Genomic DNA, 22,409 nt, shown 5'->3' with positions numbered 1-22,409 from the left:
CGGCTGCCTTCCTCAAGGGGAGGGCAGCCGATTTCAATGGGCGCCAACTGGGAGAATGCTGGGGATACGCCGGTAGCCTAGCCTATCTTTACCTTCACCACGGCCTTGTAGAGAGGCTCGGGTTTCTCGGCGCAGCAGCCGGGCTTGTGGGCGTCATAGGGCGGCGTGACGCAAAAGTCGCCAGGCTTGAGCGTGACCCAGCTCTCCTGGGAGCCGTCGTCGTACATGCAGTAGTCGTCTTCCTGGTTGTAGTCGCCCTGGGGCAGGCAGTCTTTGGTAGGAGTGATGCCAATGACCTCGGTGCCCTCGAAGACGTAGTGCACGTCTAGGTAGAGGCGGTGGGCCTCGTAGCTCTTGGAGCCGGCGGGGCTGGTCTCAAAGCGCAGGACGTTGGCGAAGATGTCGTCGCCGTCGATGTCGTTTCGGCCCAGCTCCAGGGTGGAGGGGTCTACCGTGCGCAGCCAGTCCAGCGCACGGTCCAGACGGGCAGAGGTGACGGGGTCGAGTCCGTAGAGGTCGAGGGGTGCAAAGATCATGAGGCTCCTTTGGTCGTGACGAACGCCTGTGACTTGTGCCCCTAATAGCGCCTTAGTTTCGTCCCAGAGCGCAAAAATTATGCAGGCGGATCCTGTGGGCGGCTTAAAGGTAAGAAGCTCGCATGGAAGCTGCAACCTTGCCCGGGTGCCTGCCGCCTGTGGCAAGCGATTCTCGGCTACCCTTTTGTGAGTGCAGTGCCTGTCAAAGAAAGAGCCCTAATGCCGTCTTGGAACATACATACCGGTCTTGCCGAGAAGATCCTCGACTCCGGCCACGCCTCTCAGCTGGGCGTCCGTCATGAGGACAGCTACCTGTGGGGAAACCTCCTGCCCGACCTCTACGTAGGTTACATGGTGCCCGCCGTGGGCCACACGCTGCGCTATGTGGACACTCACTACAGCCAGCCGGTGTCCATCCCCATACCCGACGCCCAGGCTTTTTGGAACGACTGGATCGAGCCTGCGATGGCTTATGGCCCGGTGGACGACATGGTGCTGGGCACCTGGGCCCACCTCTTGGCCGACCATCACTACAACCAGCGGGTGCGCGTCTACAATGCCGCCCACCACATCCCCAGCGGCGACAAGACCCGCATCGCCAAGCAGGGAGACTTCGATCTCTTTGGTCATTCGCTGGGCATCCATCGCACGCTGGATCTCACGCCCCAGGTGCTCGCCGAGGCGGCTCGCTACCCCCACTATGCCCTGGACCCTCTCGACCTTGAAGTCTGTATAGCCGCCGATAAGGACATAGTCGCCGCAGCTCAGAAGCCTCCGGTGTCCCAAGACTATGTGCTGTTGCCCCGTCAGCTCATCGCTGACGTCTTTGACGAGATCACCCACGACACTCAGGTGGGCCTCAAAGACTACGTGGAGCGCCTCAAGGTAGCGGGCTTCGACCCTCTGGCCCCCGCGCCGGATCTGCCGCTCCGCCGCCCCAACCTCGAGGTGCTTCCTGAGCCTTCCGTGCGCTTCGCCAAAGACTACCAGGCAGGGGCTGCCCACAACACCGCTTCTTAAGGCGTCTTCCTGGCCCTCCTAGGTTACAAAGGGGTACGGCGGCTTTATTAGGGTGCATTATTAGGTAAAATGAAGAATCGATGGATGTGTGCTCGGCCGCTGCGCGTGGAGCGAGAGCGGCCAAAAGATAGGTTCGGAGGAGACCGTGGCTGATTTTGAGCGCTCCGACAACAGCTTGCTCTACGTGCAGGTTGCCGATTTCGTACGTGAGAAGATCTATAGCCACGAGTGGGGCGTGGACGAGCGAATCCCTTCAGAGCACGAGCTCATGGCCATGCTGCATCTGTCTCGCGGTACGGTGCAAAAGGGCATCCGGTCACTGGTGGACGAGGGGCTGCTGGTGCAGCAGCGCGGCCGCGGCACCTATGTGGTGCAGCCTATCATGGCCCGTCCCACCTCAAACCACCTGCTCTCCTTTGCCGAGTCCATGGCCAGCCAGGGCATTCCCTACACCACCGTGGTGGTGGAGAGCCGCGTAGAGCCGGCAAACAAGGCCTGTGCCTGGGCCCTGCAAATCCCCCGCGGCACGCCTTACCTTTATTTGGCCCGCGTGCGCTCGGTCTTTGGCGAGCCCGTCATGTTCATCGAGAGCCACATTGCCATGAGCCGCTGCCCGGGCATTGAAGAGGTGGACTTCACCGCCGAGGGCCTCTTTGAAGCCGTCGCGCGCACGAGCGGCCAAAAGATCGGCTACTCCAACCAGGTCTACAGCGCCTGCGTCTGCGGCAAGCGTCGCGCCGAATGGCTCCAGTGCGACGAGCGCTCCCCGGCCCTCCAAATGGACCAGACCGTCTATCTTGAAGACGGCACGCCCTTTGAGTGGGGCAGCATTTGGATGCCCGCCAACCGCTGTGTCATCAGTTCTTCCACCCAGCGCGATTGACGGCTCCAGCACGGCTATCGCTCCAGCAAAGCGCCTTCAGCGCGACGTCTGTGCGGGAGTTCTCCTGTCGTGCGCCCCTAGCGCGGCTTGGACAGATAGCGGTTGGGATTGATCAAAAAGCCCAGACGCCCCAGATGATCGAGCATCACGTTGATGGCCACCGGCACCAGATAGGCGGCTGCCAAGCTGCCCGCCACTGTTCCGACGGCGCCTAGATGCGCTCCTTGGGCCCAGTAAAACCATAGCTCCAGGCAGAGCGGATGCAGCAGCCAGATGCCTTTGGTGTAGCCGTCTACCAGGCTAAAGAACCGCCATTGACGCCCCTGCATCCCAAACAGCTCCCTATAGAGCAAGGTGCCTGCCCCCAAGCCGGCACCTACCAACACCGCCTCCAGGCAGCCGAGGTTCATACGCTCCTGCCCGTAAAGCCACCAGCATCCCAGCGCCAGCCCAAGCCACAGCGCCAGAGGTCCCGTTATCTTCACCGCTCGAGGCAGCCTTGCCCCTCGCATGTGCTGCGAGATCTGCCCTTGGCATTCCTCCAGCGCCAAGGCCATGCCGCCGCAAAACCAGAGAGCGTTGTCGCAGCCGTTGGCCACCACATAGGGCAAACTGCCGAGAAGCCCTTGCCCCTCCGGGCTGCGAGCTGCTATGACCACGGCAATTTTGAGCAGCAGCGAGACGCCCACTCCCACTGCCGCTGCGCGCTTGGAAGTGAAGTTGGGGATCAGCAGATAAAAGACCAGCGCAACCAGGAAGAAGCCCACAGGGATCACGGGATCGACAAAGAGCGCCACTGCCAGATGCTCTGGTGTAAGCCCTGCTCCCGTGTGCAGCCAGCTGCGAACTGCCAGGGTGAGCACGGTGATGAACGCGAAGGGAGTGAGCAGGTTCGCCAGCTCATAGCGCACCGATCCCCACCAGCTGCGCAGGCTTGTGACCCGCCATTGGCGCTGGTAGAGGTAGCCGTAGCCAAAGTAGAACACCGGTAACTGCACCGGTAGCAGGCAGGACTCCCAAAAGCGATAAAGGCTATTTGCTGGCAGGATCTGCCGAGCGTGCCACGCTGCCAACAAACTGCCCAGCGCTAAAAGCAGCGAGGCCGAGGACTCGAAATTGAAAATCCAGGTGGCGGTGGTAGCACGCGATGATCCGGAAAGCAACTTTGCCATAAGCACAACCCCTTGCAGCAAAACTGAGCCCGCATGTCAGCGGAGAGAAAGAGAGAGATGAGAGAAACGCTGACATGCGGACTCACACAGTAACGATGTAGAGGGAGCTGCGGGATCCGGGGGAGATGGGGCAGCGCATCGTCCTGCGATCGCTGGTTTTGTGCCCCGGAGCCGGGGTTTTTACACCACCTGCGAGACATCTTCACAATGGTAACGATTGGCCAGAAATAGGGGAGCATCCTAAGGAGCTGCCCATAATGGTTGCTCGATTGTCGCGGTCGCTCGGTTGCCGCGATTATTCCTGAGAGAAAAACGCCACTGCGATAGCGCCCGGCCCTGCATGGGTGCCGATGGTGGAACCCACTTCATAGACCGGCACCTCGCTCACCAGGTCTTCCCAGAGCCAGCCGGCATCTTGGATGTACTTGCGCAAGATACGGTCATCCAAGCCGGTGAATCCAGTGGCTAGAGGACGGCTCACATCGATGCCGCCGCCATTTTGAATCTCGCGGACCAGCAGGTTATGGCCGTTTTTAGAGCCGCGGGCCTTGCCGATAACCTCCACCAATCCATCCTGGACGGCCACCACCGGCTTGATGGAAAGCATGGTGCCTACAAGCGCTGCCCCGCCCGACACCCGGCCCCCGCGCTTGAGGTATTCCAGGGTATCCAAGAGGGCCACCACGCGGATGGAGCGCTTCTCGGCATCGAGGGCGTCCACAAGTTCGTCTGCCTCAAGGCCTGCTTGGGCGAGTTCCAGCGCACGGCGTACCAGCACGCCTTCGCCCACGGTGACGTTCAGAGAGTCGACAACATGAACGGTGGGGTAGGCCTCGGCGGCGATGCACGCGCTTTGATAGGTGCCTGAGAGCTTGGATGACAGGGTGATGCACACTACCTCATCGCCTGCGGCTGTGGCCTCGCGAAACGCCTCGTCCCAGGTGCCGGGATTGATCTGGCTGGTGGAAGGCAACAGGTCGCCTTCCACCAACAGCTCGTAGAAGCGGTGGGCCGAGAGGTCGACCCCGTCCAGGTAGCTGGTCTCGCCAAAGGTCACGGTGAGCGGAACCACCGTGAGGGCAGGGGAGGGAGCGAGGTCAGAGGCGGAATCGGTGATGATGCGGATGGCCATGAGAGCCTTTCTCGGGGGAACAGGGCGCTGTCGACGGGCTGCGACGGCAGCCGGGCAACGGCGTTGCGGGCGCAAGGGGTTGCTCGGCGGCCATCGAGCACGACGACAGACAGTGCTTTGGATGCCTTTGAGCGGGAAGGGCAGCGCAGACAGCCAAAGCCCCTATAGATGGTATACAAAGTGAACAAAAGTGTGCGCCTGAACGGCAAAGTATCCGCAAATATCTGAGTTGAACGTAGGAAATGCTCTGGGCCCGGGGGCTGCAAGGAAACGGATGAAGATGATGGGGGAGGGGGGCAGATGGGAAGGGATAGCAAGAGGCTCTGCTCGTAGCTAAGAGGCTCTCGTAGCCATCAGAAAAAATACTACGTTTGTTTCATTGTACGTAATTCCCCAGGGTGTTTATAAAACGTAGCTAATGTAGTAAAAATTCAGAGGGCCGTGGAGGGGTGTTTCAAAGACCGCCATCGCGCAAGAGCCAAAGACCGCCATCGCGCGGGAGCGTGTCCAAATTCCGTCAAAGTGACCATAGCCCCTGGACGCTGCAGCCTATTGCTCTGGGGCAGTTGTGTTAACGGTGGCCAATCGACATGCATGCGCATCACCAATGGGGTAACTCTAAAGGGCATTCAGCCCATGAGAGGAGCCCTATGAAAGCGGTAAGCACTCAGTATCTGCCCAGCTACACAGTGGGAACCCAGGCCTATGACGCCGTGGCGCAGGTAGTAGGGGCCTTTGGGCGCAAGGCGCTTTTAGTAGGCGGCTCCAAGGCGCTCGAGGCTGGAGCTCCCAAGCTCGAAGACGCGCTCAAAGGCACGCCAATCGAGCTCTGCGGCCAACTGGTCTACGGCACCGAGTGCACCCATGAGAACGCTCGCCGCATCGCCCAAGCACCAGAGGCTCAAGGATCCCAGATGCTCTTCGCCATGGGTGGCGGCCGCGCCATAGACTGCTGCAAAGAGGCGGCAGAGCTTCTCGGCATCCCGCTGTTCACCTTTCCCACGGTGGCGTCCAACTGTGCGCCGGTGACGGCCATCGGAGTGTTCTATGGCGACGACGGCCATGCGGACGGCTATTTCTTCCCGTCGGCGCCGCCGGTACACACATTTATCGACCTGCAGGTGATCGCCGACAGCCCCGACCTCTACTTTTGGGCGGGCATCGGCGACGCGCTCTCCAAGGAGCCCGAGGTAGAGCTCGCCAGCCGCTCCCAGGCTCTGGCCCCGGTGCCCGCTATGGGCCGCGCGCTGGCCGAGGCCTGCGGAGAGCCTCTGTTCGCCTATGGCAAAGACGCCCTGGCCGATAAGCACCGCCATCGCACCTCGGACGCCTTTGAGGCAGTGGTGCTCGATATCATCGTGACCTGCGGGCTGGTCTCCAACCTCACCACGGGCATGCTCGAACCTGAGCCTTATTACTACAACTCCAGCGTGGCCCACGGCTTTTACAATGCTTGGACCGGCATCTCACCGGAGTTGGTGGAGGCCCATCCCCATGGCGCCGTGGTGGCTTTTGGCAACCTGGTGCTCATGGCCTTCGACGGCAGGCATCAAGATTTGGAACAGTTCTTCCAGTTCAACCGCGAGATGGGCTTCCCGGTGACGCTGGAGGAGATTGGGGCGTCCGGCGCAGATCTGGATGCGCTGGTAGCGCGTGCCCAGTCCACTACCGAGTGGGGAAAAGCCCCCTATCCTTTCACTCCCGAGCGCTTCAAGCAGGCCATCTTGGATGCCGACTTTTACAGCCGTGCCGTCCTAGCCGGCGATGAGCTGGGCGAAGAGGTGGCGCGCCTGCGCATGGACGCCCACGCCGCGCAACTGTAAGGCTGCACCACTGTTCACTGCAAAAGGAAATCTTTATACTAGGGACACCTAAAACGGCCGCTGACCTTGCCATAAGGTATGGCGGTCGTTTTTTAAGCGCGGTTGGCCTCGTTCAAAGGAGAGTCTATGGCCCACGGGGGTTCGGGCGGGCATGGCCGCAGGCACAGCGGAGGCACCTGGATCGTCTTTGCGGTGATCATCGTTGTCTCTGCGCTTCTGGGCGCCATCGATGAGATGGATCTGGAGATCCCTGATATCGATGTCCCTGCCATCGACGCCTCATCTGTCGTACTTCCTTTCACTCAGTTTATGGAGGATTCCCTCATGATCGTGTTGCTTGCAATACTCATCGTGCTCTTCTTCGTCTTTTGCGTGCGCGTGGTGCGCCAGCAAAACGTTGGCGTCATCGAGTCTTTTGGCCGCTTCTCTCGCATCGCCAACCCGGGCCTCACGGTGCTCATCCCCCTGGTGGAGACCATGCGCGCCGTTTCTCTCATGACCCAGGACCTGCACTTTGAGTTCGACGCCAAAACCAAAGACAACGTCACCATTGGCATGGACGTGGCCGTGCAGTACCACGTGGACATGGCGCCCACCAACAACGTGCGCGAGTCGGGCATCTACCGCTCGGTCTATACGCTGGTGTCGCCCGAGGCCCAGATCAAAGACTACTTCGCCGACGCCCTGCGCTCCCAAATCCCCACCCGCGACCTGGAGACCGTCTTCTCCGAGAAGGACGCCATCGCCTCCGCCATTGGCGAGGATGTGCGCGAGAAGATGATTGGCTACGGCTATCAGATCGTCACCACGCTCATCACCTCCATCAAGCTGCCCAAAGACGTGCAAACGTCCATGAACCGCATCATCACCACGGCCAACGACCGCATCAGCGCCACCAACGAGGCCGAGGCCGCCAAGGCCAAGGCGGTCATCGCCGCCCAGGCCGAGGCTGAGTCCATGAAGATCCAGGGTGAAGGCATCGCCAACCAGCGCATCGCCATCGCCGAAGGTCTCGCCCAATCTTTGGCCACCATCCAGGACTCCGGCCTCTCCAGCGAGGAGGCCAACATGCTGCTCATGTTCACCCAGCGCATAGGCATGATGGAGAAGTTCGCCGAGGGCGGCTCCTCTACCCTGGTGATCCCCGAGGATATGGGTTCCACCGACATCCTCACCCAGATGATGGCTGCCGAGAAGGCCAACAACCAAAAGTAGGAGATCGCGGGGGTGCTGAGAAGATCTGCAGTCGAAGGCAAGCGAAAGCAATTGGATGGTTGCTGAGTTAGATCGCGATCCAAATGCAGATCCAAATGCATATCCAAATGCATATAGCAGCCCTGGCTGTCATGGCGGCAGCCAGGGCTGTTTTTTGTTTAGCGACGTTTGTAAACATAAAGATGCGCTTTGATGCTTGACGGCCCATCCTGTGCAAGGCCTTGTCGGCCTTGGTAAGGTATTTAACCGTCCAAGCCACAGCGCTTCCTCATTTTCTCTGAGCTGTAGGCAACGGCTTTACCTGAACGATAGTCCTCGAGATCTTGCAATAGACAGTATTCATATTCAATGCTATCGATGGAATCCTGGAGTGCCTTTGCCATGTAGTAGGTTTTGGTGCGCCCCGTAGACTTTGCCAAGCGCTCGTAACGAGCGGCGAGATCGGTAGGTATCCTCAGGGTGGTTGCAGTGGTTGCCATGGCGCTACCTCCCTTTGTAAAATGCGTAATTCTTTATGCCTTGTTTGTGATGGGTCCGGAGAAGGACTTCACAGCGCCTCGCAGCTCGATGGCGAGCTTACCTTTCGCCGAGGAGTCGAACCCCGATCGACGGTTTTGGGGACCAACATCCTTCCGTTGGACTAGCGAGGTGTGCTGTGATAGCTTTAAATACACAAAGGTGTTGTGATGACTCTGGAAAGGGACTTCACAACACCTTTCTACTGTGCGAAAAACAAAAACTCTACTGTGCCATCCTTATTGATTAAGATCACCTCTGATACTTCATGGCGTTGCATCTCTAAGACAAGCCTTTTTCGATTTTCATCATCAGAAATCTTTGCGACATAGCGAAAGTTAAGTACTACTTTTATGGTGGTTCCAGAGCCGAACCGATCAGCGAACTGTTTTTTTCGCCCTCCTGAGACTGCTTTCGACACACCTAACGGAGTCGCCATCAGGGGTTTTATTTCCCACAGCTCATCGCCGATATTAATATCAAGCTGAGCGCGATCATGGGTGGCTACAGGAATCCCTGCCCGAGAAAGCATGTCATGTGCAGATAGAGGGGAAGAGCGGTGCGCCGGTGGCACCCACCAGCTTGGGATAGCTGGAGGCAAGGGCGGTCTTCTTGGCGGGGTTGATGCCGTGATAGACCACGTAGTCCAGGGCGCGGCCGATGGCACCGGCCTGGTCCTTCTGGATGTTGTCGATGATCTCCAGCTGGTCGTCCTCGTCGGCCCACTGGAGCTCCTCGGTGACACGGGTGGTGGTCTGCAGCTTCACGCGGACGCCCTGGACGAAGCTGGTGCCTACCTCGTAGCTGGACTTGGTAGCGCCCTCTTCGACCACCTCGGCCTCGGCCGTGGGGGTGAAGATGATGTTCTCGTGCTCGGAGAAGGTCTGGGGCTTGCGGGGAGACAGAGTGGCGATGGTTGAGTTGCCCTGGATCTTGGGAAGCAGGGTGGTCACCACATCGGCCGGGAGTTTCACTTTCGCAGTGGTTGCAGCAGCCATGTATGGCTCCTTTCGCTAGTCGTTAGTTTCCAAACAGGCTTGGCAGCACCAACGCCATGGGGTTGTCGTTGGAAGCCGAGCCGTCGCTGTGGCTTCCCGCCTCCCCAAGAGGTGGCGCTGCCGGAGGCTTGGCGTAAGCCGCGATAGCCTCGGCGTTCTTGGTCATGGAATCCTCGTCGTCGCCGAAGACGAGGCTTTCGGGGATGCCTGTGGCCTTGGCCACTTTGGCGCGGGTCTCTGCTGCCTCGTCAGCCTTGGCTCGGTCCTCTTGGGCCTTCTTGAGGCTGGCGATCTCTTCCTGGGCCTTCTGAAGCTCGGTCTTGTCGGCCTCCTCCAGCTCGTCCAGCTTTGCGGCCTTGGCCTTAAGATCGTCGTAGTCGGAGAATCGCTCCTCTGCCTTCTTGCGCTCGCGGGCCAGGCGCTCCTTGATGGCGGCGTCGAAGGCCTCCTGGTTCTCGATGGGAAATTCCATAACCGTCCTTTCTGCTAGTCCGTCTGCTCAGACGTGGTCGAGCTGGCTTTCCCTGCCAGCAAGGTAGGCGCCTTGGTTTCCGCCCAAGGCTGCGTGGCTATGAAAAAAGCGCCCTTGAGGCGCTTGATTCAACGAGATGGCTTTCCGCCGAGGAGCCGAACCCCGATCTTTGGAACCAGAATCCAACGTCTTGCCGTTAGACCAGCGGAAACTATGATTGTTAGTACTCTGCAGATGGGGTATACTAGATATCAAAAGGTCGAGGTTTTACTCAGGCTACGAGTATTGCTCCGGCCTTTATTTTTTATAGAATCCCAAACTTTTATCGGGATAGATCACCAATACCTCATCAATATTGTTGAACTTCATTTCTTTCTTTATATAGTCTTCAATCTCTTTGTTCGTGGCATTTATCTCGTGTGGTCCAACATCCAAAATAATTCTTATTTTATCGGCGGGGCCTGTCCCAATTTTTTTGTCTGGGTCATAGACATTGCGAAAGTTTTTCTTGCCACCATGGAGGGAGTTGTACACAAAAGTCAGTTTCCCATTTTTTCGTCCAGGATTAGATGCGGCTCTGTGCTTAATCTCCCATATTTCCGAGTTATTAATGTAGATGTCGGGATTTGTCACACCATCCAGCACCTTCCCATTTTTACCGATTGCATGAGGGGGTCTTGGAGTGATCTTAAAGCCCTCATCCCTTAAGAAATCAATGGTAGAAAGGTTGACGGAATCCATTGAGTGTTCTATTTCTTCTCTACTGGTGTATCGATAGTCGATGGTTGGCAAAATGCCCCTTGAAAGCCACTCAGGATCGTGTAGCTCGGCAAAGCGAGCGATGCGGTCGTAGTCTTCTCTCGAGAGCTGGTCTAAGCGGGTGTCCTTGTCGGTGAAGATGTCCACCCCCACAGGCCTTGGCGACTTTGTTGTAGCGATCCTGAATACCCTCTAGGTCATAGCCCTCAATGGTGTCGCCCTCTCTGCCTGCCATGACGACGCACTTGCACCCGCGATGGGAGTGCGAGGCAGCTTCCTCTGAGCGGTAGACAAATCCTCTGCTGGCAAGCATGAAGCACCAGCCGCAAGACTCCAGCCCTTGGAGCGCTCGGGCGTAACGGATCTTTGAGTGTTTTGGTTGCGCTCCCGTAATGCCTGCCACCGTCATGCTGGCAGTGCGGCGAACTTGGCCCCCGGTGGACTTGGCCATCTGCTGGATGAAGCCGTCAACATTTTGCTTGGTAAGCTTTCCTGCCTGGTAATGGCCTACTCGTCCAGCCTTCTCGGCCATCTCGCTGGTCTCAAGAGGCCGAGGATAGAATGATTCAGCCCACGCTCCCCGTGAGGGGAGCGACGTATGGCTGGGATGCGCAAATTGGTGCAGCTGGAAAGAGCTTGCGATGGTGTTTCTGGTGCCAGAAACCACAATACGACAGATGTACAACACTGCAATGGAAATCATGGATGGTGCTGGCTATGGCGGCTGCATTGCTGGCGTTGGTGGTGCTGAGGATTAACGATGCGCACAAAAATGCCCTGGCTGTCATGATGGCAGTCAGGGCTATTTCTGTTTAGTGACGTTTGTAAACTTTGCTCCGATGGTCGACGGATACCGCGAGAATGACCAACTCGCTATCTTCGATGGAACATATCACACGATAACCGTTTATACGATAACGCCAAAACCCCGTCAGGGTTCCCTCTAGTGCCTTGCCTCGGCTTCTTGGGTCGTTAAGTGCTGCGATCTCATCCATGCGGTCGAGAATGAGCTTGGATGTCTGCTTATCCATCTTGCGCAGGGATTTGTCGGCCTTAGGGAGATACTTAACCATCCAGGCCACAGCGCGCCCTCATTTCTTCTGAGCTGTAGGCAACTGTTTTACCTGAACGGTAGTCCTCAAGCTCTTGAAGGATTCCGTATTCGTATTCCATGCTGTCGATAGCATCCCTGAGAGCTTTTGTCATGTAAAAGGTTTTTGTACGTCCAGTGGCTTTAGCCAGTCGATCGTATCGAGCGGCGACATCATCAGGTACCCTCATTGTCGTTGCGATGGTTGCCATTTGATTGCCTCCTTTAGTGTAATACACGTAACACATTATACCCTATTGATTGCTCTGCAGCGCGATGGCTATTGCGCAATGGTGGACATGATGAAATCGGTGTATTCGTATCCGTTGTCGTATCCGTTGAATTCCATGTCGAGCTCTTCGTGAAGCTCTACCTCATTCCAAAAAGCATCCTCAAGGCTTGATAGGAAGGCATGGATGTCGCGAGCGTCGGTGCTGGACAAAGTAGTGTCGTTGTCAGCGCGAACCGTATCAATGAGTTCGTCTATGTCACGCTTCGTCCTGAAGGTGTTGAGTATTAGGAAGTAGATAAGCTCGTGGCTGAGGCTGGCAAGCAGCTGCCTTCCATGGTTGAGCTGGCTTATTTGCTTGGTGGCGGTCATGATGGCTCCTTTTATTGCGTTGCGTTGATGGTTATTTAGTGGCTAGTGGTGGCTATAGGCTTGCGTACAGTGCTGCCGTCTTGTCTCCTAGCAATCCAAGCCGATTCCTTCCGCTGGTGGTCATGCCTAAATTTGCCGCCTCGTCTGGCGTGATGCCCAAGTCATTAAGGCGTGTCCACCCATGGCTGGTGGTTGGGCCATAAAGCTCCATTTGATGGCTGGCGCTGTTGTGAACAACAATGCTGTTGGCGGTGCCAGTCCACGGCGTGCGGATGGGGTCGTTGAGGACAATGTCGACAATCTGCTCTCGAGTAGTGGCCATGGCGTCTCTTTCTCTTTGGCTGTTGTTGGATTGTTATGGGCGCTCAGTGTCCCTATTGCTGCCCACCATGCCCGACGATGGACAGCTTAGAGACGCTAAAACTCTTGAATAAATGCCTCGAAGTCCTCGCTGGCTATGTCATCGATGGTGTCATCCCATCCTGCGAGGTCGCGCTCTACAATGGCGCTGGCGATGTCGAGGATGGTTTCATCGTCGTAGTAGTCTACGCAGTAGTCACGGACAGTGCGGTAAAGGTTGGTGTCGGTAAGCAGCATGGTAGTGCCTTTCTACTGGCTAATTTTTGAACGTTGGTCGTGGTGTTGATTAAGCATTCGCGAATTGGTGGACAGCCTGGACAGCCTCGCCCATGGTGGAGAACATGCCTATGTCGTGGGATATGTCGCTATCGATTGCACAGCCAAATGCGTCACCGGCGAAATATTCGTCGGTAACCAGCACGTCTCCATAGGTGAGCTGGTTGTCATCAAAGTCACAAACAATGGCTGTATAGTGGCGCTCTTGCATGTCTCCCCCATCCAACCAGAGCGCACCAGCTGCGCTGTATGTTCCATCGTTGTTATCGCGTATATAGAGCGCGCCACCATCGCGAGAATCAAAGTTCTCATCAAATTCTACCCATGCGTTGCTGTTGGTCATGGCCATGTCCCTCTTTAGTTGTGATTGGGATTTAGTGGGGTAGTGTCCCCATGTCAGGCCGCTGCATTGGCTACAGTGGACTGACTGGAAACGCTATTCAGAAATGATGTGACGCAGCGCCCCAAAAGTTAGCCATGCTGCCTGCGCGCATTCTCGGGCCTGCACATCGAGCCACTCTTCACGAGCGTTGGGCCTTTTCTCTCCGCATTTGGTGCGCTTGATCTCTGACGGAGTGGAGTAACGTTCGCAGATTTCAGGGTCGTAGATTAATGCGCATCCACCATAGCTATATTTGCTCCAGCTATCGGCACCATTGAGGAGAACGGTCATCACCTCTTTTCTGTTGCTATTTGCTATCTTGTCGACGGTTTCATCATCGAGCTCTTCCACCATTTCCAAAGCCTGAGCCTTCACCCCTTTATCTCAACAAGAACGAGGCTTCGTGTTTTCGATAGCATTTACTAGCTGCTCTTTTTTGGTAGTCATTTTCATCTCTCCTAGCTATTAGCGATTTCTATAAAGGTGTAAAGCGACTAAAAGCGCGACAATAGAACCGGCAAGCCTAGCAAGGCTAAAGGCGATTCCGTTCATCTGAACTCTTTCTTTTGGTTTAGTCCGGTAGTAATATGAGGAGGAGAGAAGAGCACCTATCAGATGCCCTTCTCCCCCTCATTACTTACGAGGTTTAAAATGTTTGCCCTCGTAAGTTGTGGCCTTCCTTTCTTTCAGCCAATCAGCTATCAAAGCGGCTGCAACCGCTTGAATGATTGGAACGAGGAAGACAATGAGGAGTTGGAGAATGTAGAGGAGCAGATCAATCATTTTCCATCTCCTAAATCGTGGTCCTAAGTAGCGAATGGGCCTTTAGGCGACCCGCTGAAACTAGCTTCAAAAGTTGGTTTTAGTGGGTCGCCTTTTCTTTTGAATCTGTCTGCTATGCGGTTTTCAAGGTTCGGAGCCGTTGGGTCTGGTTGCCCTTGGGCTGATTAAGAGTAAACAACAATACGTGTTATAGGTCAACACGAAATTTTGTTCATATGGCCCAAAATGGAGCAAAATCACAGGTAGATAAGGCAAAAATTGTTTTTAGCGATAAACACGTATAATTGTGTAGTATCTATGAACAGCGCAGATAAACACGTATGATTGTTAAAAACGACAAGGGAGGCGAGAAGTTGGAATACTTATCTGCTGATAAAGCGCTCCGATATGTGGCCGATAAGGCCGACTCATACAGGAAACTTTCGATAAGCCTAGGTAAATACCCAACATATATTTCATCATCTATAGGGGACGGGCGTTCTCCGACTCTATCGACTTATGCGGATATATGCCAAAAGGTAGGATTACGCCTTGCACTAGTAGACGATAGCGACCATGTGCAAGCCATCATCACAAAGTAGCGACCAGGCAGCACACACCAACCACGTAGCCCATGGGCCTATAGAGCCTATGGGCTTTTTCCATGCCTAGGGAGCGCATTAGCTCACCAGGGAGCCACCAGGCCACCAGATCATCACCAGAGCCTAGAGCCTAGAGCCTAGAGCGCCTATCAGATCAGAGCCACCACACCACCAGAGCAGCACCAGCACCAGCCCACCACCACACCACATAACACCAGCTAAATGCCTAATTCCAGCCCTACAGTGGCGCAAGTGGACATGTGGGGGAGCGCACCAGATCACACTCATAAGCTCACAGTTATCCACCATAAACACATAGCCGCCACCAGCACAAATGCTAAATCACAGTCCCATAAACAGTACATACAATAGCAAATACATAACTATCCGAATTCGGATAGAACGAACGTTCGCCAAACATCTGCAATTACACAACATAAGAGACTAAACAGTACATATAAATCAACCAAAATGAACAACATATGCACGCTAGCAATTCCGATATCGTCACATAATGCATCACATCAATATCATTAACACGAACATAAAAGCACAGCTAAAAGCGCAAAAAGAAAAACAAAAAATGAACGAAAATCCACCAAAAATAGATAAATATTATACCCCCGGGTCGTTTGAGAATTTTTGTTTCACCCCCCAAAGACCGGCGGCCCAGCCTACGGATTCTCCCTCGCTTTGTTGTTTTTTATTTTTCTAAATCTATTAAGGGAAGCCACATTGTACACCAACGGGACAAATAATGCGATGGACAAAATCAGGGCCACCCCTCCGGTGGACAGGGTAGGGCGTTGGTGGTCATGAGGGGATAACTCCAGCTAGATGGCTATATATTCATTTCTGAAAAAAGTCAATACCGCTCGCCCGATACTGCGCTTTTTGCGGAAAACTGCGCTTTTTGACAGCTTCTGCGGAAAGTTCGGAAAACTGCGGAAATTGACAACTATTTCTGAAAAAACAGGTGTTCGAGTGTGTATTGTTAGGGTGTCGAGTTTCGCGGGAAGGCGGGTTGCAGATGGCCTTGTCCCAGAATCCTCAGAATTCCATTGATGCAATTTGGGCTGCGAGGTTCTATGGCCCCCCTCCCTTGATCGTCCCTTGCTATGATGCGGATTTGGCCCGCAAGCTGGCGCACATGTTGGAGACCGAAGGATGCCTTAGGAACTTCTACAGGTCGCCTGCCTGGAGACGGCTGAGGAAGAAAGTGTTGGAGCAAGCTCACGGCGAGTCCATCGCAGAGCTTTATGAGGCCCCGGCCAAGTATGTTCCAGCCACCACCGTCCACCATGTGCTGAGGGCAAACGTCTCTCCGGGCTACGCCTTGAGCGAGTGGGCCATGGACAAGCACACAGGACAAGTGGTGCGAAACCTCATCCCGCTCTCTCACTACGCGCACAACGTTGTCCATGAGCGCGTGGGCTTTACTCGTGAGCTGCAAACCAGCGTGGCTCTGACGCCTGAGCGCTGGTAAGTTTCAACCCACGCTCCCCGTGAGGGGAGCGACTGTAACATATTGTTGCATACAAATAGACGCTATCAATATGGGGCATATCGATTGGTGTCATAGATAGTGTTCGATTCATGCTCAATAAAGATATGAGCATGAATCACCGATTTATGGTGCGAACGTACCGGATCTTTCGCAAGAGCCCTATCTTCGCACTTGCCCTAAGCGCCCATTAAAGAGCTAAATAACCTTCTGGGTCGTAAGACGTCTTAGTTCCTATATGTTCTATTTCATCAGAACTGGCTGTGCCATTTATCTGCGTGGTATTCCTGTGCGTTCCTTTAACGGTTCACTCGCAGGCAGTTTCTGTAGGTATGGATCTTCGCTTGCCTAAAAAGAAAGCCCGTTGGGCCATGGGCTCAACGGGCTTGATCAATGAGCGGTTGCGAGGGCTTCTCGGCAAGGAATTAGGAAACCTGGGCCACCATCATCATGTTGGTGCTGGTGATGTAGTCGCCTTGGCTGGGGGAAGTCTGGGGGTCGCCGGCGGTGACCACTGCCAAGTCGCCGGTGTCCACGCGACCGTTCTTCTTCACCACGTTAAGGGCGTCGTAGATGGTGGCAGACAAGGTGCCCTGGGTGGTGGACTTGAAGGCCTCCACGCCCCAGTAGAAGGAGCACTTGCGAATGGTGATCTCAGAGGGAGACACGGCGTAGACCGGCAGCTTGGGGCGGAAGTTGGACACGATGCGCGCGGTGCGGCCCGTGGCGGTGGGGGCGATGATGCAGATGGCGCCGCAGCGGTCGGCGGTGGTCACCGAGGCGAAGCCGATGGCACCGTTGACGTTGCGCACGCCGCCGCGGTCGAAGTAGCGGTGGCGCTCCTCCAGGAAGTGCTCAGTCTCGACGCACACGGAGGCCATCATCTTCACGGCCTCGACGGGGTACTTGCCGGCAGCGGTCTCACCGGAGAGCATGACGCAGTCGGTGCCGTCGAGCACTGCGTTGGCGACGTCGGTCACCTCGGCGCGAGTGGGACGGGGGTTGCGGATCATGGAATCCAGCATTTGCGTGGCGGTGATAGCGGGCTTGTAGGCCTCGTTGCACTTGCGGATGATGGCCTTCTGGATGTGAGGGACCTTCTCGGGAGGGATCTCCACGCCCAGGTCGCCGCGGGCCACCATGATGCCCGAGGAGACCTCGAGGATCTCATCGAAGTTGGTGACGCCCATGGCGCACTCGATCTTGGGGTAGACGGAGACGCGGGGGCAGCCGTGGTCGGCGCAGAGCTGGCGGATGACGCGCACGCCCTCGGCGTCGCGGATGAAGGAGGCGGCGATGGCGTCGATGCCCATCTCGCAGCCGAAGGCGATGTCTGCCTTGTCCTGCTCGGTGACCGCGGGCAGGCCCACGTTCACGTTGGGGACGTTGACGCCCTTGTGCTCGCCGAGCTCGCCGCCGTTGGTGACGACGCAGTAGATGTCGTTGCCCTCGACGTGGTCGACCTCGAGGCCGATGAGGCCGTCGTCGATGAGGATGATGGAGCCCTTCTTGACCTCGGAGGGAAGGGCCTTGTAGTCGAGGGAGAAGCGCTCGGCGTTGCCCACGACGTCGTCGGTGGTCACGACCACGTGGTCGCCGGTGGCGAGGGCGACCTTCTGGCCGTCCTCGAGCAGGCCGGTGCGGATCTCGGGGCCCTTGGTGTCGAGGAGGATGGCCACGTTGGCGCCGAGCTCGTCGGAGATGCGGCGGACGCGCTCGATGCCGGCCTTGTGGTACTCGTGCGACCCGTGGGAGAAGTTGAACCGTGCCACGTTCATGCCGGCTTTGATGAGCTCACGCAGGACGTTCTCGTCCTCGGTAGCCGGGCCCATGGTGCACACGATCTTCGTCCTCTTAGTTTGTTGCATGGTAATCCTTCCGATTGAGGGATTTGGCGCCGCTGTCCGTTGTTTTATCCTCTATGGCGCCGCTTCTTATAGCTGCCAAGTCCGTCATGCGTGCGGACCTGGCGAGGAGACGTCCAAGAAACGGGGCGGCTAGGTGTGAAGCCGCCCCAGATACTTGCTTATACGCTGCTAGCAGACCACGTTGGGCTTGGGCAGCGAGTCCAGGTCGTCGTTGACGTAGGCCATGGCATTGGAAAGGGTGGTGCGAGCGATGGCATCCAGGGCCTCGCGGGTGAAGAACGCCTGGTGCGAGGTGACTACCACGTTGGGGAAGGCGCACAGGGTGGAGGTCACAGACTCGAAGACCGCGCTGGAGCGGTTCTTGAAGACGTTGGGACCCTCTTCCTCGTAGACGTCGATGCCGGCGGCGCCGATCTTGTGGGAGCGAATGCCGCGGATAAGCGCCTGGGTGTCCACCAGGCCGCCGCGGCCGGTGTTCACAAAGACCACGCCATCCTTCATCTTGGAGATGGCCTCGTCGTTGATCATGTGGTAGTTGCTCTCGAACAGCGGGCTGTGCAGCGAGATGAGGTCAGATTTTGCCAAAAGCTCGTCCAGCTCCACGTACTCGACGATGCCCTCCAGCGAGGGGTTGGGGTAGGGGTCGTAGCCCAGCACCTTCATGCCCAGGCCGGCCACGATCTTGCACATGGCGGCGCCGATCTTGCCGGTGCCCACGATGCCCGCGGTCTTGCCGTGGAAGGTGGTGCCCAGAAGGCCGGAGAGCGAGTAGTCGTTCTCGCGCACGCGGTTGTAGCCGCGCACGATGTGGCGGTCTGCGGCCAGAGCCAGGCCCAGGGCGAACTCGGCGATGGCCTCAGGGCTGTAGCCGGGGACGCGCAGCACGCGCATGCCCAGGTCGCGGGCCACGTCCAGGTTCACGGCGTCAAAGCCGGCGCAGCGCATGAGGATGAGCTTGATGTCGAAGCCGGCCAAGATCTCCAAGGTCATGGCTTTGATGTCGGAGTTCACAAAGCCGCAGACGGCGTCGTAGCCGTTGGCCAAAGTGGCGGTCATAGGGTTGAGGTCTGCCTCGAGAAAGTCGATGGTGAGCTCTGGATAGTCCTTAAGGGCGTTCTCGAACGATTCCTTGTCATAGTCGAAGGTGTCGTAGAACAGGATCTTCATGGAATGCCTCTTTCAGCTTGGCGTGGCCAGACCGCGGCGCGGTCCAATCCTCGATTCCCAATTATTCCAGCGACTTATTCTAGGTTCTCAGACTCCATTATTTTCAACGAATATCCCATGAACATGAGAAAAGTTGCCTAGGAAACAAGAACATCTACCTGCATAAATACTGATAATAGGGGACTTTTGGCTTTCGAAAGGCACGGACCCAGCCTATGAATGTCTCAGAGCCTTTGAACGTAGCTTTTCTCGGCAGCAGTTTTATAAGGGTCACGGGGTTTTTGTAGGTCGGATGAGAGGGCTGGGCCGCTCGGGCCAACTGGGTAAAATGGCTTGCGTCTTATATGTGCTTGCGCCATGGCAACCTTGGCGAGCCCTTGCCCCTCCTGGGGAATTATGATCGGGCGCCGATCTGGCGATAAGCGAATACCACCAGGAGGGTAATTTGAAAGCATATGTTTCTACCAGCGACGAGGTGCTCTCAGAGCTAGAGAGCAACTCGGAGACGGGCCTCACCTCGGCCCAGGCGGCCAAGCGCCTGGAGGCCAACGGCCCCAACAAACTGGACGAAGCCGAGAAAGACCCGCTTTGGAAGCGCCTGCTCGCCCAGCTGGCCGACCCTATGATCATCCTGCTTCTGGCCGCTGCCGTCATCAGCGCGGTGGCCGGCGCTGCCCAGGGCGAATCTGACATTGCCGACGTGATCATCATTCTCTTTGTGGTGGTGGTCAATGCCGTGCTGGGCGTGGTGCAGGAGTCCAAGGCGGAGGAAGCCCTGGAGGCTCTGCAGCAAATGGCCGCCAGCACCTCAAAAGTGGTGCGCGACGGCAAGATCCTCGATGTAAAGAGCGAGGATCTTGCCGTGGGCGACATCGTGGTGCTGGAGGCAGGCGACGCGGTGCCGGCAGACTGCCGCATTTTGGAGAGCGCCAGCCTCAAGGTGGAAGAGTCTGCGCTTACCGGCGAGTCGCTGCCCGTAGATAAGGTAGTGGAAGCGCTGGTGGCCCAAGGGGGCGACATTCCTCTGGGCGACCGCAAGAACATGGTGTACATGGGTTCCACCGTGGTCTATGGCCGCGGCCGCGCCGTGGTGGTGGCCACCGGCATGGACACCGAGATGGGCAAGATCGCAGACTCCATCAACCAGGCCAAAGACGAGCAGACGCCGCTCCAAATCAAGCTGGCCGAGCTCTCTCGCATCCTCACCATTGGCGTCATCGCCATCTGCATCTTCATCTTCATCGTCGACTTTATCAAGCACGGCGCCGAGTTCATGGCTGACCCGCGCCTGATCATCGACACCTTCATGGTGGCCGTGTCCTTGGCGGTAGCCGCAATCCCCGAGGGCCTGGTGGCCGTGGTCACCATCGTGCTCTCCATTGGCGTCACCAAGATGAGCCATGAGGCGGCCATCATCCGCAAGCTCACCGCCGTGGAGACCTTGGGCTGCACCCAGGTGATCTGCTCCGATAAGACCGGCACCCTCACCCAGAACAAGATGACCGTGGTGCGCCACACCGGCGCAGACGAGGACGAGCTGGTGCGCGCCATGGCGCTGTGCAACGACGCCCAGTGGGTGCTGGCCGAGGAGTCTGCCAAGGGCGAGCCTACTGAGGCGGCCCTGGTGGCAGACGCCGCCAGGCACGGCCAGCCCAAGACCGACCTGGACGCCCGCTTCCAGCGCGTGGGCGAGGCCCCCTTCGACTCCGGCCGCAAGATGATGTCTGTGGTGCTCAAGGATGTTGAGGGCGACCTGGTCCAGTACACCAAGGGCGCCCCTGACGAGGTGCTTAAGCGCTGCGTCTCTGTGGTGACTTCCGACGGCGTGGTGCCCCTCACCGACGAGATCCGCTCCGCCATCCTGGAGGAGAACAAGGGTATGGCAGACGACGCCCTGCGCGTGCTGGCTGCCGCCAAACGTGAGTGGCCGGCCGCCCCTGAGTCTGAGGATGCCGCCTACCTGGAGCAAAACCTCACCTTCATCGGCCTTTGCGGCATGATCGACCCGGTGCGCCCCGAGGTAGGCCCCTCCATCCAAGAGGCCCACGACGCAGGCATCCGCGTGGTCATGATCACCGGCGACCACATCGACACCGCAGTGGCCATCGCCCGCGAGCTGGGCATCATCTCCGATCGCTCCCAGGCCATCACCGGCAGCGAGCTCGATAAGCTTTCCGATGAAGAGCTTGCCGAGAAGATCGCCAACTACGGCGTGTACGCTCGCGTGCAGCCGGAGCATAAGGTGCGCATCGTCGAGGCTTGGAAGGCCCAGGACCAGATCGTCGCCATGACCGGCGACGGCGTGAACGACGCCCCCTCCATCAAGCGCGCCGACATTGGCATTGGCATGGGCATCACCGGCACCGACGTCACCAAGAACGTGGCCGACATGGTGCTGGCAGACGACAACTTCGCCACCATCGTGACCGCCGTGGAAGAGGGCCGTCACGTCTACGACAACATCCGCAAGGCCATCCAGTTCTTGCTCTCCTCAAACATCGCCGAGGTCATCGCTGTCTTTGTGGCAACCATGGTGGGCTTTGTGATTTTGGAGCCCGTGCACCTGCTGTGGATCAACCTCATCACCGACTGCTTCCCGGCACTGGCTTTGGGCATGGAGAAGGCCGAGCCCGGCGTCATGCGTCGCCAGCCCCGCAAGGCCTCTGACGGCATCTTTGCCGGCGGCATGGGTGTAGACGTGGTGTTCCAGGGCGTCATCATCTCTCTCATGACCCTGGCGAGCTACTTCATTGGCATTCAACACCAGTTTGGCACCATCGACCTGGGCTTCATCGCCAACAACCCCGAGGCGGGCATCGAGGGCATGACCATGGCTTTCCTGACGCTTTCCATGGTGGAGATGTTCCACTCCTTCAACATGCGCTCGCGCCGTCAGTCCATCTTCAAGCTGGGCAACCAGAACCCCTGGCTTTGGGGCTCCTTCGCGCTGTCGCTGGTGCTCACCTACGTGGTCATCGAGGTGCCGGCAGTGGCTGCCATCTTTGGCTTCGCCGAGCTGGACATGCCCAACTATCTGATGGCTATGGGCCTGGCCTTCCTCATCATCCCCATCATGGAGATCTACAAGGCCTGCTGGCGTGCCCACGATCGCAAGAAGGTCGACGCTCCTGCCGCCTAATCCCTAGGCTGCACGCTCAGCGCTCTCTGACACAGCAAATAAAATCGGCTCTCGCGAAACCTGTGCGAGAGCCGATTTTTTGTGGCGCGAGAGCAGTGATGCAGTAGCTCAGACCGCATGCGCAGAGCTGAT

General features: G+C 57.2%; 25 protein-coding genes. 6 read left to right on the top strand and 19 right to left on the bottom strand.

Translation table 11 applies throughout. The annotated features are described in order from the left end of the window. Positions 1-77: 77 nt before the first annotated feature. Positions 78-536 (bottom strand): NanQ anomerase/TabA/YiaL family protein, encoded by a 459-nt coding sequence (locus tag OR601_RS07440; protein ID WP_168896944.1) that lies wholly within the window; start codon positions 534-536, stop codon positions 78-80. 219 nt (positions 537-755) lie between these two features. Between OR601_RS07440 and OR601_RS07435 the strand changes: the two genes are divergently transcribed. After that, positions 756-1,556, top strand: coding sequence for a hypothetical protein (locus tag OR601_RS07435; RefSeq protein ID WP_265591571.1), 801 nt, complete (start codon positions 756-758; stop codon positions 1,554-1,556). Between the two features lie 145 nt (positions 1,557-1,701). After that, positions 1,702-2,439, top strand: coding sequence for a GntR family transcriptional regulator (locus OR601_RS07430; protein WP_136011975.1), 738 nt, complete (start codon positions 1,702-1,704; stop codon positions 2,437-2,439). A 77-nt stretch (positions 2,440-2,516) separates the two neighbouring features. On the opposite strand, the gene OR601_RS07425 is transcribed toward OR601_RS07430, so the two are convergent. Beyond that, positions 2,517-3,611, bottom strand: a complete 1,095-nt coding sequence (locus OR601_RS07425) for a hypothetical protein (RefSeq protein ID WP_265591570.1) — start codon at positions 3,609-3,611, stop codon at positions 2,517-2,519. 295 nt (positions 3,612-3,906) lie between these two features. Continuing rightward, entirely contained in the window at positions 3,907-4,743 is an 837-nt protein-coding gene (locus OR601_RS07420; RefSeq protein WP_265591569.1) for a DegV family protein, read from the bottom strand. Positions 4,744-5,393: 650 nt separating this feature from the next. On the opposite strand from OR601_RS07420, the gene OR601_RS07415 reads away from it, so the two are divergent. Continuing rightward, positions 5,394-6,566 (top strand): iron-containing alcohol dehydrogenase family protein, encoded by a 1,173-nt coding sequence (locus OR601_RS07415; protein ID WP_265591568.1) that lies wholly within the window; start codon positions 5,394-5,396, stop codon positions 6,564-6,566. Positions 6,567-6,692: 126 nt separating this feature from the next. Next, entirely contained in the window at positions 6,693-7,781 is a 1,089-nt protein-coding gene (locus OR601_RS07410) for an SPFH domain-containing protein (protein ID WP_265591567.1), read from the top strand. A gap of 242 nt (positions 7,782-8,023) precedes the next feature. Here the strand turns inward: OR601_RS07410 and relB (OR601_RS07405) are convergent, their stop codons facing one another. The 14 genes from relB (OR601_RS07405) to OR601_RS07345 form a co-directional block, all read right to left on the bottom strand. Continuing rightward, on the bottom strand, positions 8,024-8,260 hold the full coding sequence (relB, locus tag OR601_RS07405) for a type II toxin-antitoxin system RelB family antitoxin (RefSeq protein WP_265591566.1): 237 nt from the start codon (positions 8,258-8,260) through the stop codon (positions 8,024-8,026). A gap of 239 nt (positions 8,261-8,499) precedes the next feature. Next, positions 8,500-8,829 (bottom strand): hypothetical protein, encoded by a 330-nt coding sequence (locus tag OR601_RS07400; RefSeq protein ID WP_265591565.1) that lies wholly within the window; start codon positions 8,827-8,829, stop codon positions 8,500-8,502. Position 8,830: 1 nt separating this feature from the next. Next, the gene (locus OR601_RS07395) at positions 8,831-9,295 is read right to left on the bottom strand and encodes a hypothetical protein (protein ID WP_265591564.1); all 465 of its coding nucleotides are present in this window, start codon (positions 9,293-9,295) and stop codon (positions 8,831-8,833) included. Between the two features lie 22 nt (positions 9,296-9,317). Beyond that, positions 9,318-9,767 (bottom strand): hypothetical protein, encoded by a 450-nt coding sequence (locus OR601_RS07390; RefSeq protein WP_265591563.1) that lies wholly within the window; start codon positions 9,765-9,767, stop codon positions 9,318-9,320. 297 nt (positions 9,768-10,064) lie between these two features. Further along, complete coding sequence (locus OR601_RS07385; RefSeq protein ID WP_265591562.1) at positions 10,065-10,673, bottom strand: hypothetical protein; 609 nt, start codon at positions 10,671-10,673, stop codon at positions 10,065-10,067. After that, entirely contained in the window at positions 10,579-11,058 is a 480-nt protein-coding gene (locus tag OR601_RS08720) for a VG15 protein (RefSeq protein WP_440137544.1), read from the bottom strand. Before OR601_RS08720 ends, OR601_RS07385 begins: the two co-directional genes overlap by 95 nt. A gap of 280 nt (positions 11,059-11,338) precedes the next feature. Further along, positions 11,339-11,557 carry a type II toxin-antitoxin system RelE family toxin gene (locus tag OR601_RS07380; RefSeq protein ID WP_265592391.1) on the bottom strand — a complete coding sequence of 73 codons (219 nt, stop codon included), beginning with the start codon at positions 11,555-11,557 and terminating at the stop codon, positions 11,339-11,341. A 34-nt stretch (positions 11,558-11,591) separates the two neighbouring features. After that, positions 11,592-11,828 (bottom strand): type II toxin-antitoxin system RelB family antitoxin, encoded by a 237-nt coding sequence (relB, locus tag OR601_RS07375; RefSeq protein WP_265591561.1) that lies wholly within the window; start codon positions 11,826-11,828, stop codon positions 11,592-11,594. A 68-nt stretch (positions 11,829-11,896) separates the two neighbouring features. After that, complete coding sequence (locus tag OR601_RS07370; protein ID WP_265591560.1) at positions 11,897-12,217, bottom strand: hypothetical protein; 321 nt, start codon at positions 12,215-12,217, stop codon at positions 11,897-11,899. A 52-nt stretch (positions 12,218-12,269) separates the two neighbouring features. Then, positions 12,270-12,539 carry a hypothetical protein gene (locus tag OR601_RS07365; RefSeq protein WP_265591559.1) on the bottom strand — a complete coding sequence of 90 codons (270 nt, stop codon included), beginning with the start codon at positions 12,537-12,539 and terminating at the stop codon, positions 12,270-12,272. A gap of 95 nt (positions 12,540-12,634) precedes the next feature. Next, on the bottom strand, positions 12,635-12,814 hold the full coding sequence (locus tag OR601_RS07360; protein ID WP_265591558.1) for a hypothetical protein: 180 nt from the start codon (positions 12,812-12,814) through the stop codon (positions 12,635-12,637). A 49-nt stretch (positions 12,815-12,863) separates the two neighbouring features. Continuing rightward, on the bottom strand, positions 12,864-13,196 hold the full coding sequence (locus tag OR601_RS07355; protein WP_265591557.1) for a hypothetical protein: 333 nt from the start codon (positions 13,194-13,196) through the stop codon (positions 12,864-12,866). A 93-nt stretch (positions 13,197-13,289) separates the two neighbouring features. Beyond that, entirely contained in the window at positions 13,290-13,595 is a 306-nt protein-coding gene (locus tag OR601_RS07350; RefSeq protein ID WP_265591556.1) for a hypothetical protein, read from the bottom strand. A gap of 273 nt (positions 13,596-13,868) precedes the next feature. Continuing rightward, positions 13,869-14,018, bottom strand: coding sequence for a hypothetical protein (locus OR601_RS07345; protein ID WP_265591555.1), 150 nt, complete (start codon positions 14,016-14,018; stop codon positions 13,869-13,871). Between the two features lie 1,800 nt (positions 14,019-15,818). Between OR601_RS07345 and OR601_RS07340 the strand changes: the two genes are divergently transcribed. Next, complete coding sequence (locus tag OR601_RS07340) at positions 15,819-16,085, top strand: hypothetical protein (RefSeq protein ID WP_265591554.1); 267 nt, start codon at positions 15,819-15,821, stop codon at positions 16,083-16,085. A gap of 443 nt (positions 16,086-16,528) precedes the next feature. On the opposite strand, the gene pyk is transcribed toward OR601_RS07340, so the two are convergent. Together pyk and OR601_RS07330 are read right to left on the bottom strand one after the other, a co-directional pair. Then, positions 16,529-17,971, bottom strand: a complete 1,443-nt coding sequence (gene pyk / locus OR601_RS07335) for a pyruvate kinase (protein ID WP_265591553.1) — start codon at positions 17,969-17,971, stop codon at positions 16,529-16,531. 168 nt (positions 17,972-18,139) lie between these two features. Continuing rightward, entirely contained in the window at positions 18,140-19,138 is a 999-nt protein-coding gene (locus tag OR601_RS07330) for a 2-hydroxyacid dehydrogenase (RefSeq protein WP_136011981.1), read from the bottom strand. Positions 19,139-19,583: 445 nt separating this feature from the next. Between OR601_RS07330 and OR601_RS07325 the strand changes: the two genes are divergently transcribed. After that, positions 19,584-22,277: a cation-translocating P-type ATPase gene (locus OR601_RS07325; protein WP_265591552.1), complete on the top strand. Its 2,694-nt coding sequence runs from the start codon at positions 19,584-19,586 to the stop codon at positions 22,275-22,277. The last annotated feature ends 132 nt before the right edge of the window (positions 22,278-22,409 follow it).

The organism is Leptogranulimonas caecicola (assembly GCF_023168405.1).
Classification (GTDB): Bacteria; Actinomycetota; Coriobacteriia; order Coriobacteriales; family Atopobiaceae; genus Leptogranulimonas; species Leptogranulimonas caecicola.
Note: the sequence above shows the minus strand (reverse complement) of the source record. Positions and strands in the feature narration are given on the sequence as shown.

Bases quoted from the DNA above. Each gene is read 5' to 3' on its own strand.
- OR601_RS07440 (WP_168896944.1), bottom strand. From the start codon at position 536: ATGATCTTTGCACCCCTCGACCTCTACGGACTCGACCCCGTCACCTCT.
- pyk (WP_265591553.1), bottom strand. From the start codon at position 17,971: ATGCAACAAACTAAGAGGACGAAGATCGTGTGCACCATGGGCCCGGCT.
- OR601_RS07365 (WP_265591559.1), bottom strand. From the start codon at position 12,539: ATGGCCACTACTCGAGAGCAGATTGTCGACATTGTCCTCAACGACCCC.
- OR601_RS07400 (WP_265591565.1), bottom strand. From the start codon at position 8,829: ATGCTTTCTCGGGCAGGGATTCCTGTAGCCACCCATGATCGCGCTCAG.
- OR601_RS07380 (WP_265592391.1), bottom strand. From the start codon at position 11,557: ATGGATAAGCAGACATCCAAGCTCATTCTCGACCGCATGGATGAGATC.
- relB (WP_265591561.1), bottom strand. From the start codon at position 11,828: ATGGCAACCATCGCAACGACAATGAGGGTACCTGATGATGTCGCCGCT.
- OR601_RS07395 (WP_265591564.1), bottom strand. From the start codon at position 9,295: ATGGCTGCTGCAACCACTGCGAAAGTGAAACTCCCGGCCGATGTGGTG.
- OR601_RS07415 (WP_265591568.1), top strand. From the start codon at position 5,394: ATGAAAGCGGTAAGCACTCAGTATCTGCCCAGCTACACAGTGGGAACC.
- OR601_RS08720 (WP_440137544.1), bottom strand. From the start codon at position 11,058: ATGGCCGAGAAGGCTGGACGAGTAGGCCATTACCAGGCAGGAAAGCTT.
- relB (WP_265591566.1), bottom strand. From the start codon at position 8,260: ATGGCAACCACTGCAACCACCCTGAGGATACCTACCGATCTCGCCGCT.
- OR601_RS07435 (WP_265591571.1), top strand. From the start codon at position 756: ATGCCGTCTTGGAACATACATACCGGTCTTGCCGAGAAGATCCTCGAC.
- OR601_RS07390 (WP_265591563.1), bottom strand. From the start codon at position 9,767: ATGGAATTTCCCATCGAGAACCAGGAGGCCTTCGACGCCGCCATCAAG.
- OR601_RS07355 (WP_265591557.1), bottom strand. From the start codon at position 13,196: ATGACCAACAGCAACGCATGGGTAGAATTTGATGAGAACTTTGATTCT.
- OR601_RS07330 (WP_136011981.1), bottom strand. From the start codon at position 19,138: ATGAAGATCCTGTTCTACGACACCTTCGACTATGACAAGGAATCGTTC.
- OR601_RS07360 (WP_265591558.1), bottom strand. From the start codon at position 12,814: ATGCTGCTTACCGACACCAACCTTTACCGCACTGTCCGTGACTACTGC.
- OR601_RS07420 (WP_265591569.1), bottom strand. From the start codon at position 4,743: ATGGCCATCCGCATCATCACCGATTCCGCCTCTGACCTCGCTCCCTCC.
- OR601_RS07370 (WP_265591560.1), bottom strand. From the start codon at position 12,217: ATGACCGCCACCAAGCAAATAAGCCAGCTCAACCATGGAAGGCAGCTG.
- OR601_RS07345 (WP_265591555.1), bottom strand. From the start codon at position 14,018: ATGATTGATCTGCTCCTCTACATTCTCCAACTCCTCATTGTCTTCCTC.
- OR601_RS07410 (WP_265591567.1), top strand. From the start codon at position 6,693: ATGGCCCACGGGGGTTCGGGCGGGCATGGCCGCAGGCACAGCGGAGGC.
- OR601_RS07425 (WP_265591570.1), bottom strand. From the start codon at position 3,611: ATGGCAAAGTTGCTTTCCGGATCATCGCGTGCTACCACCGCCACCTGG.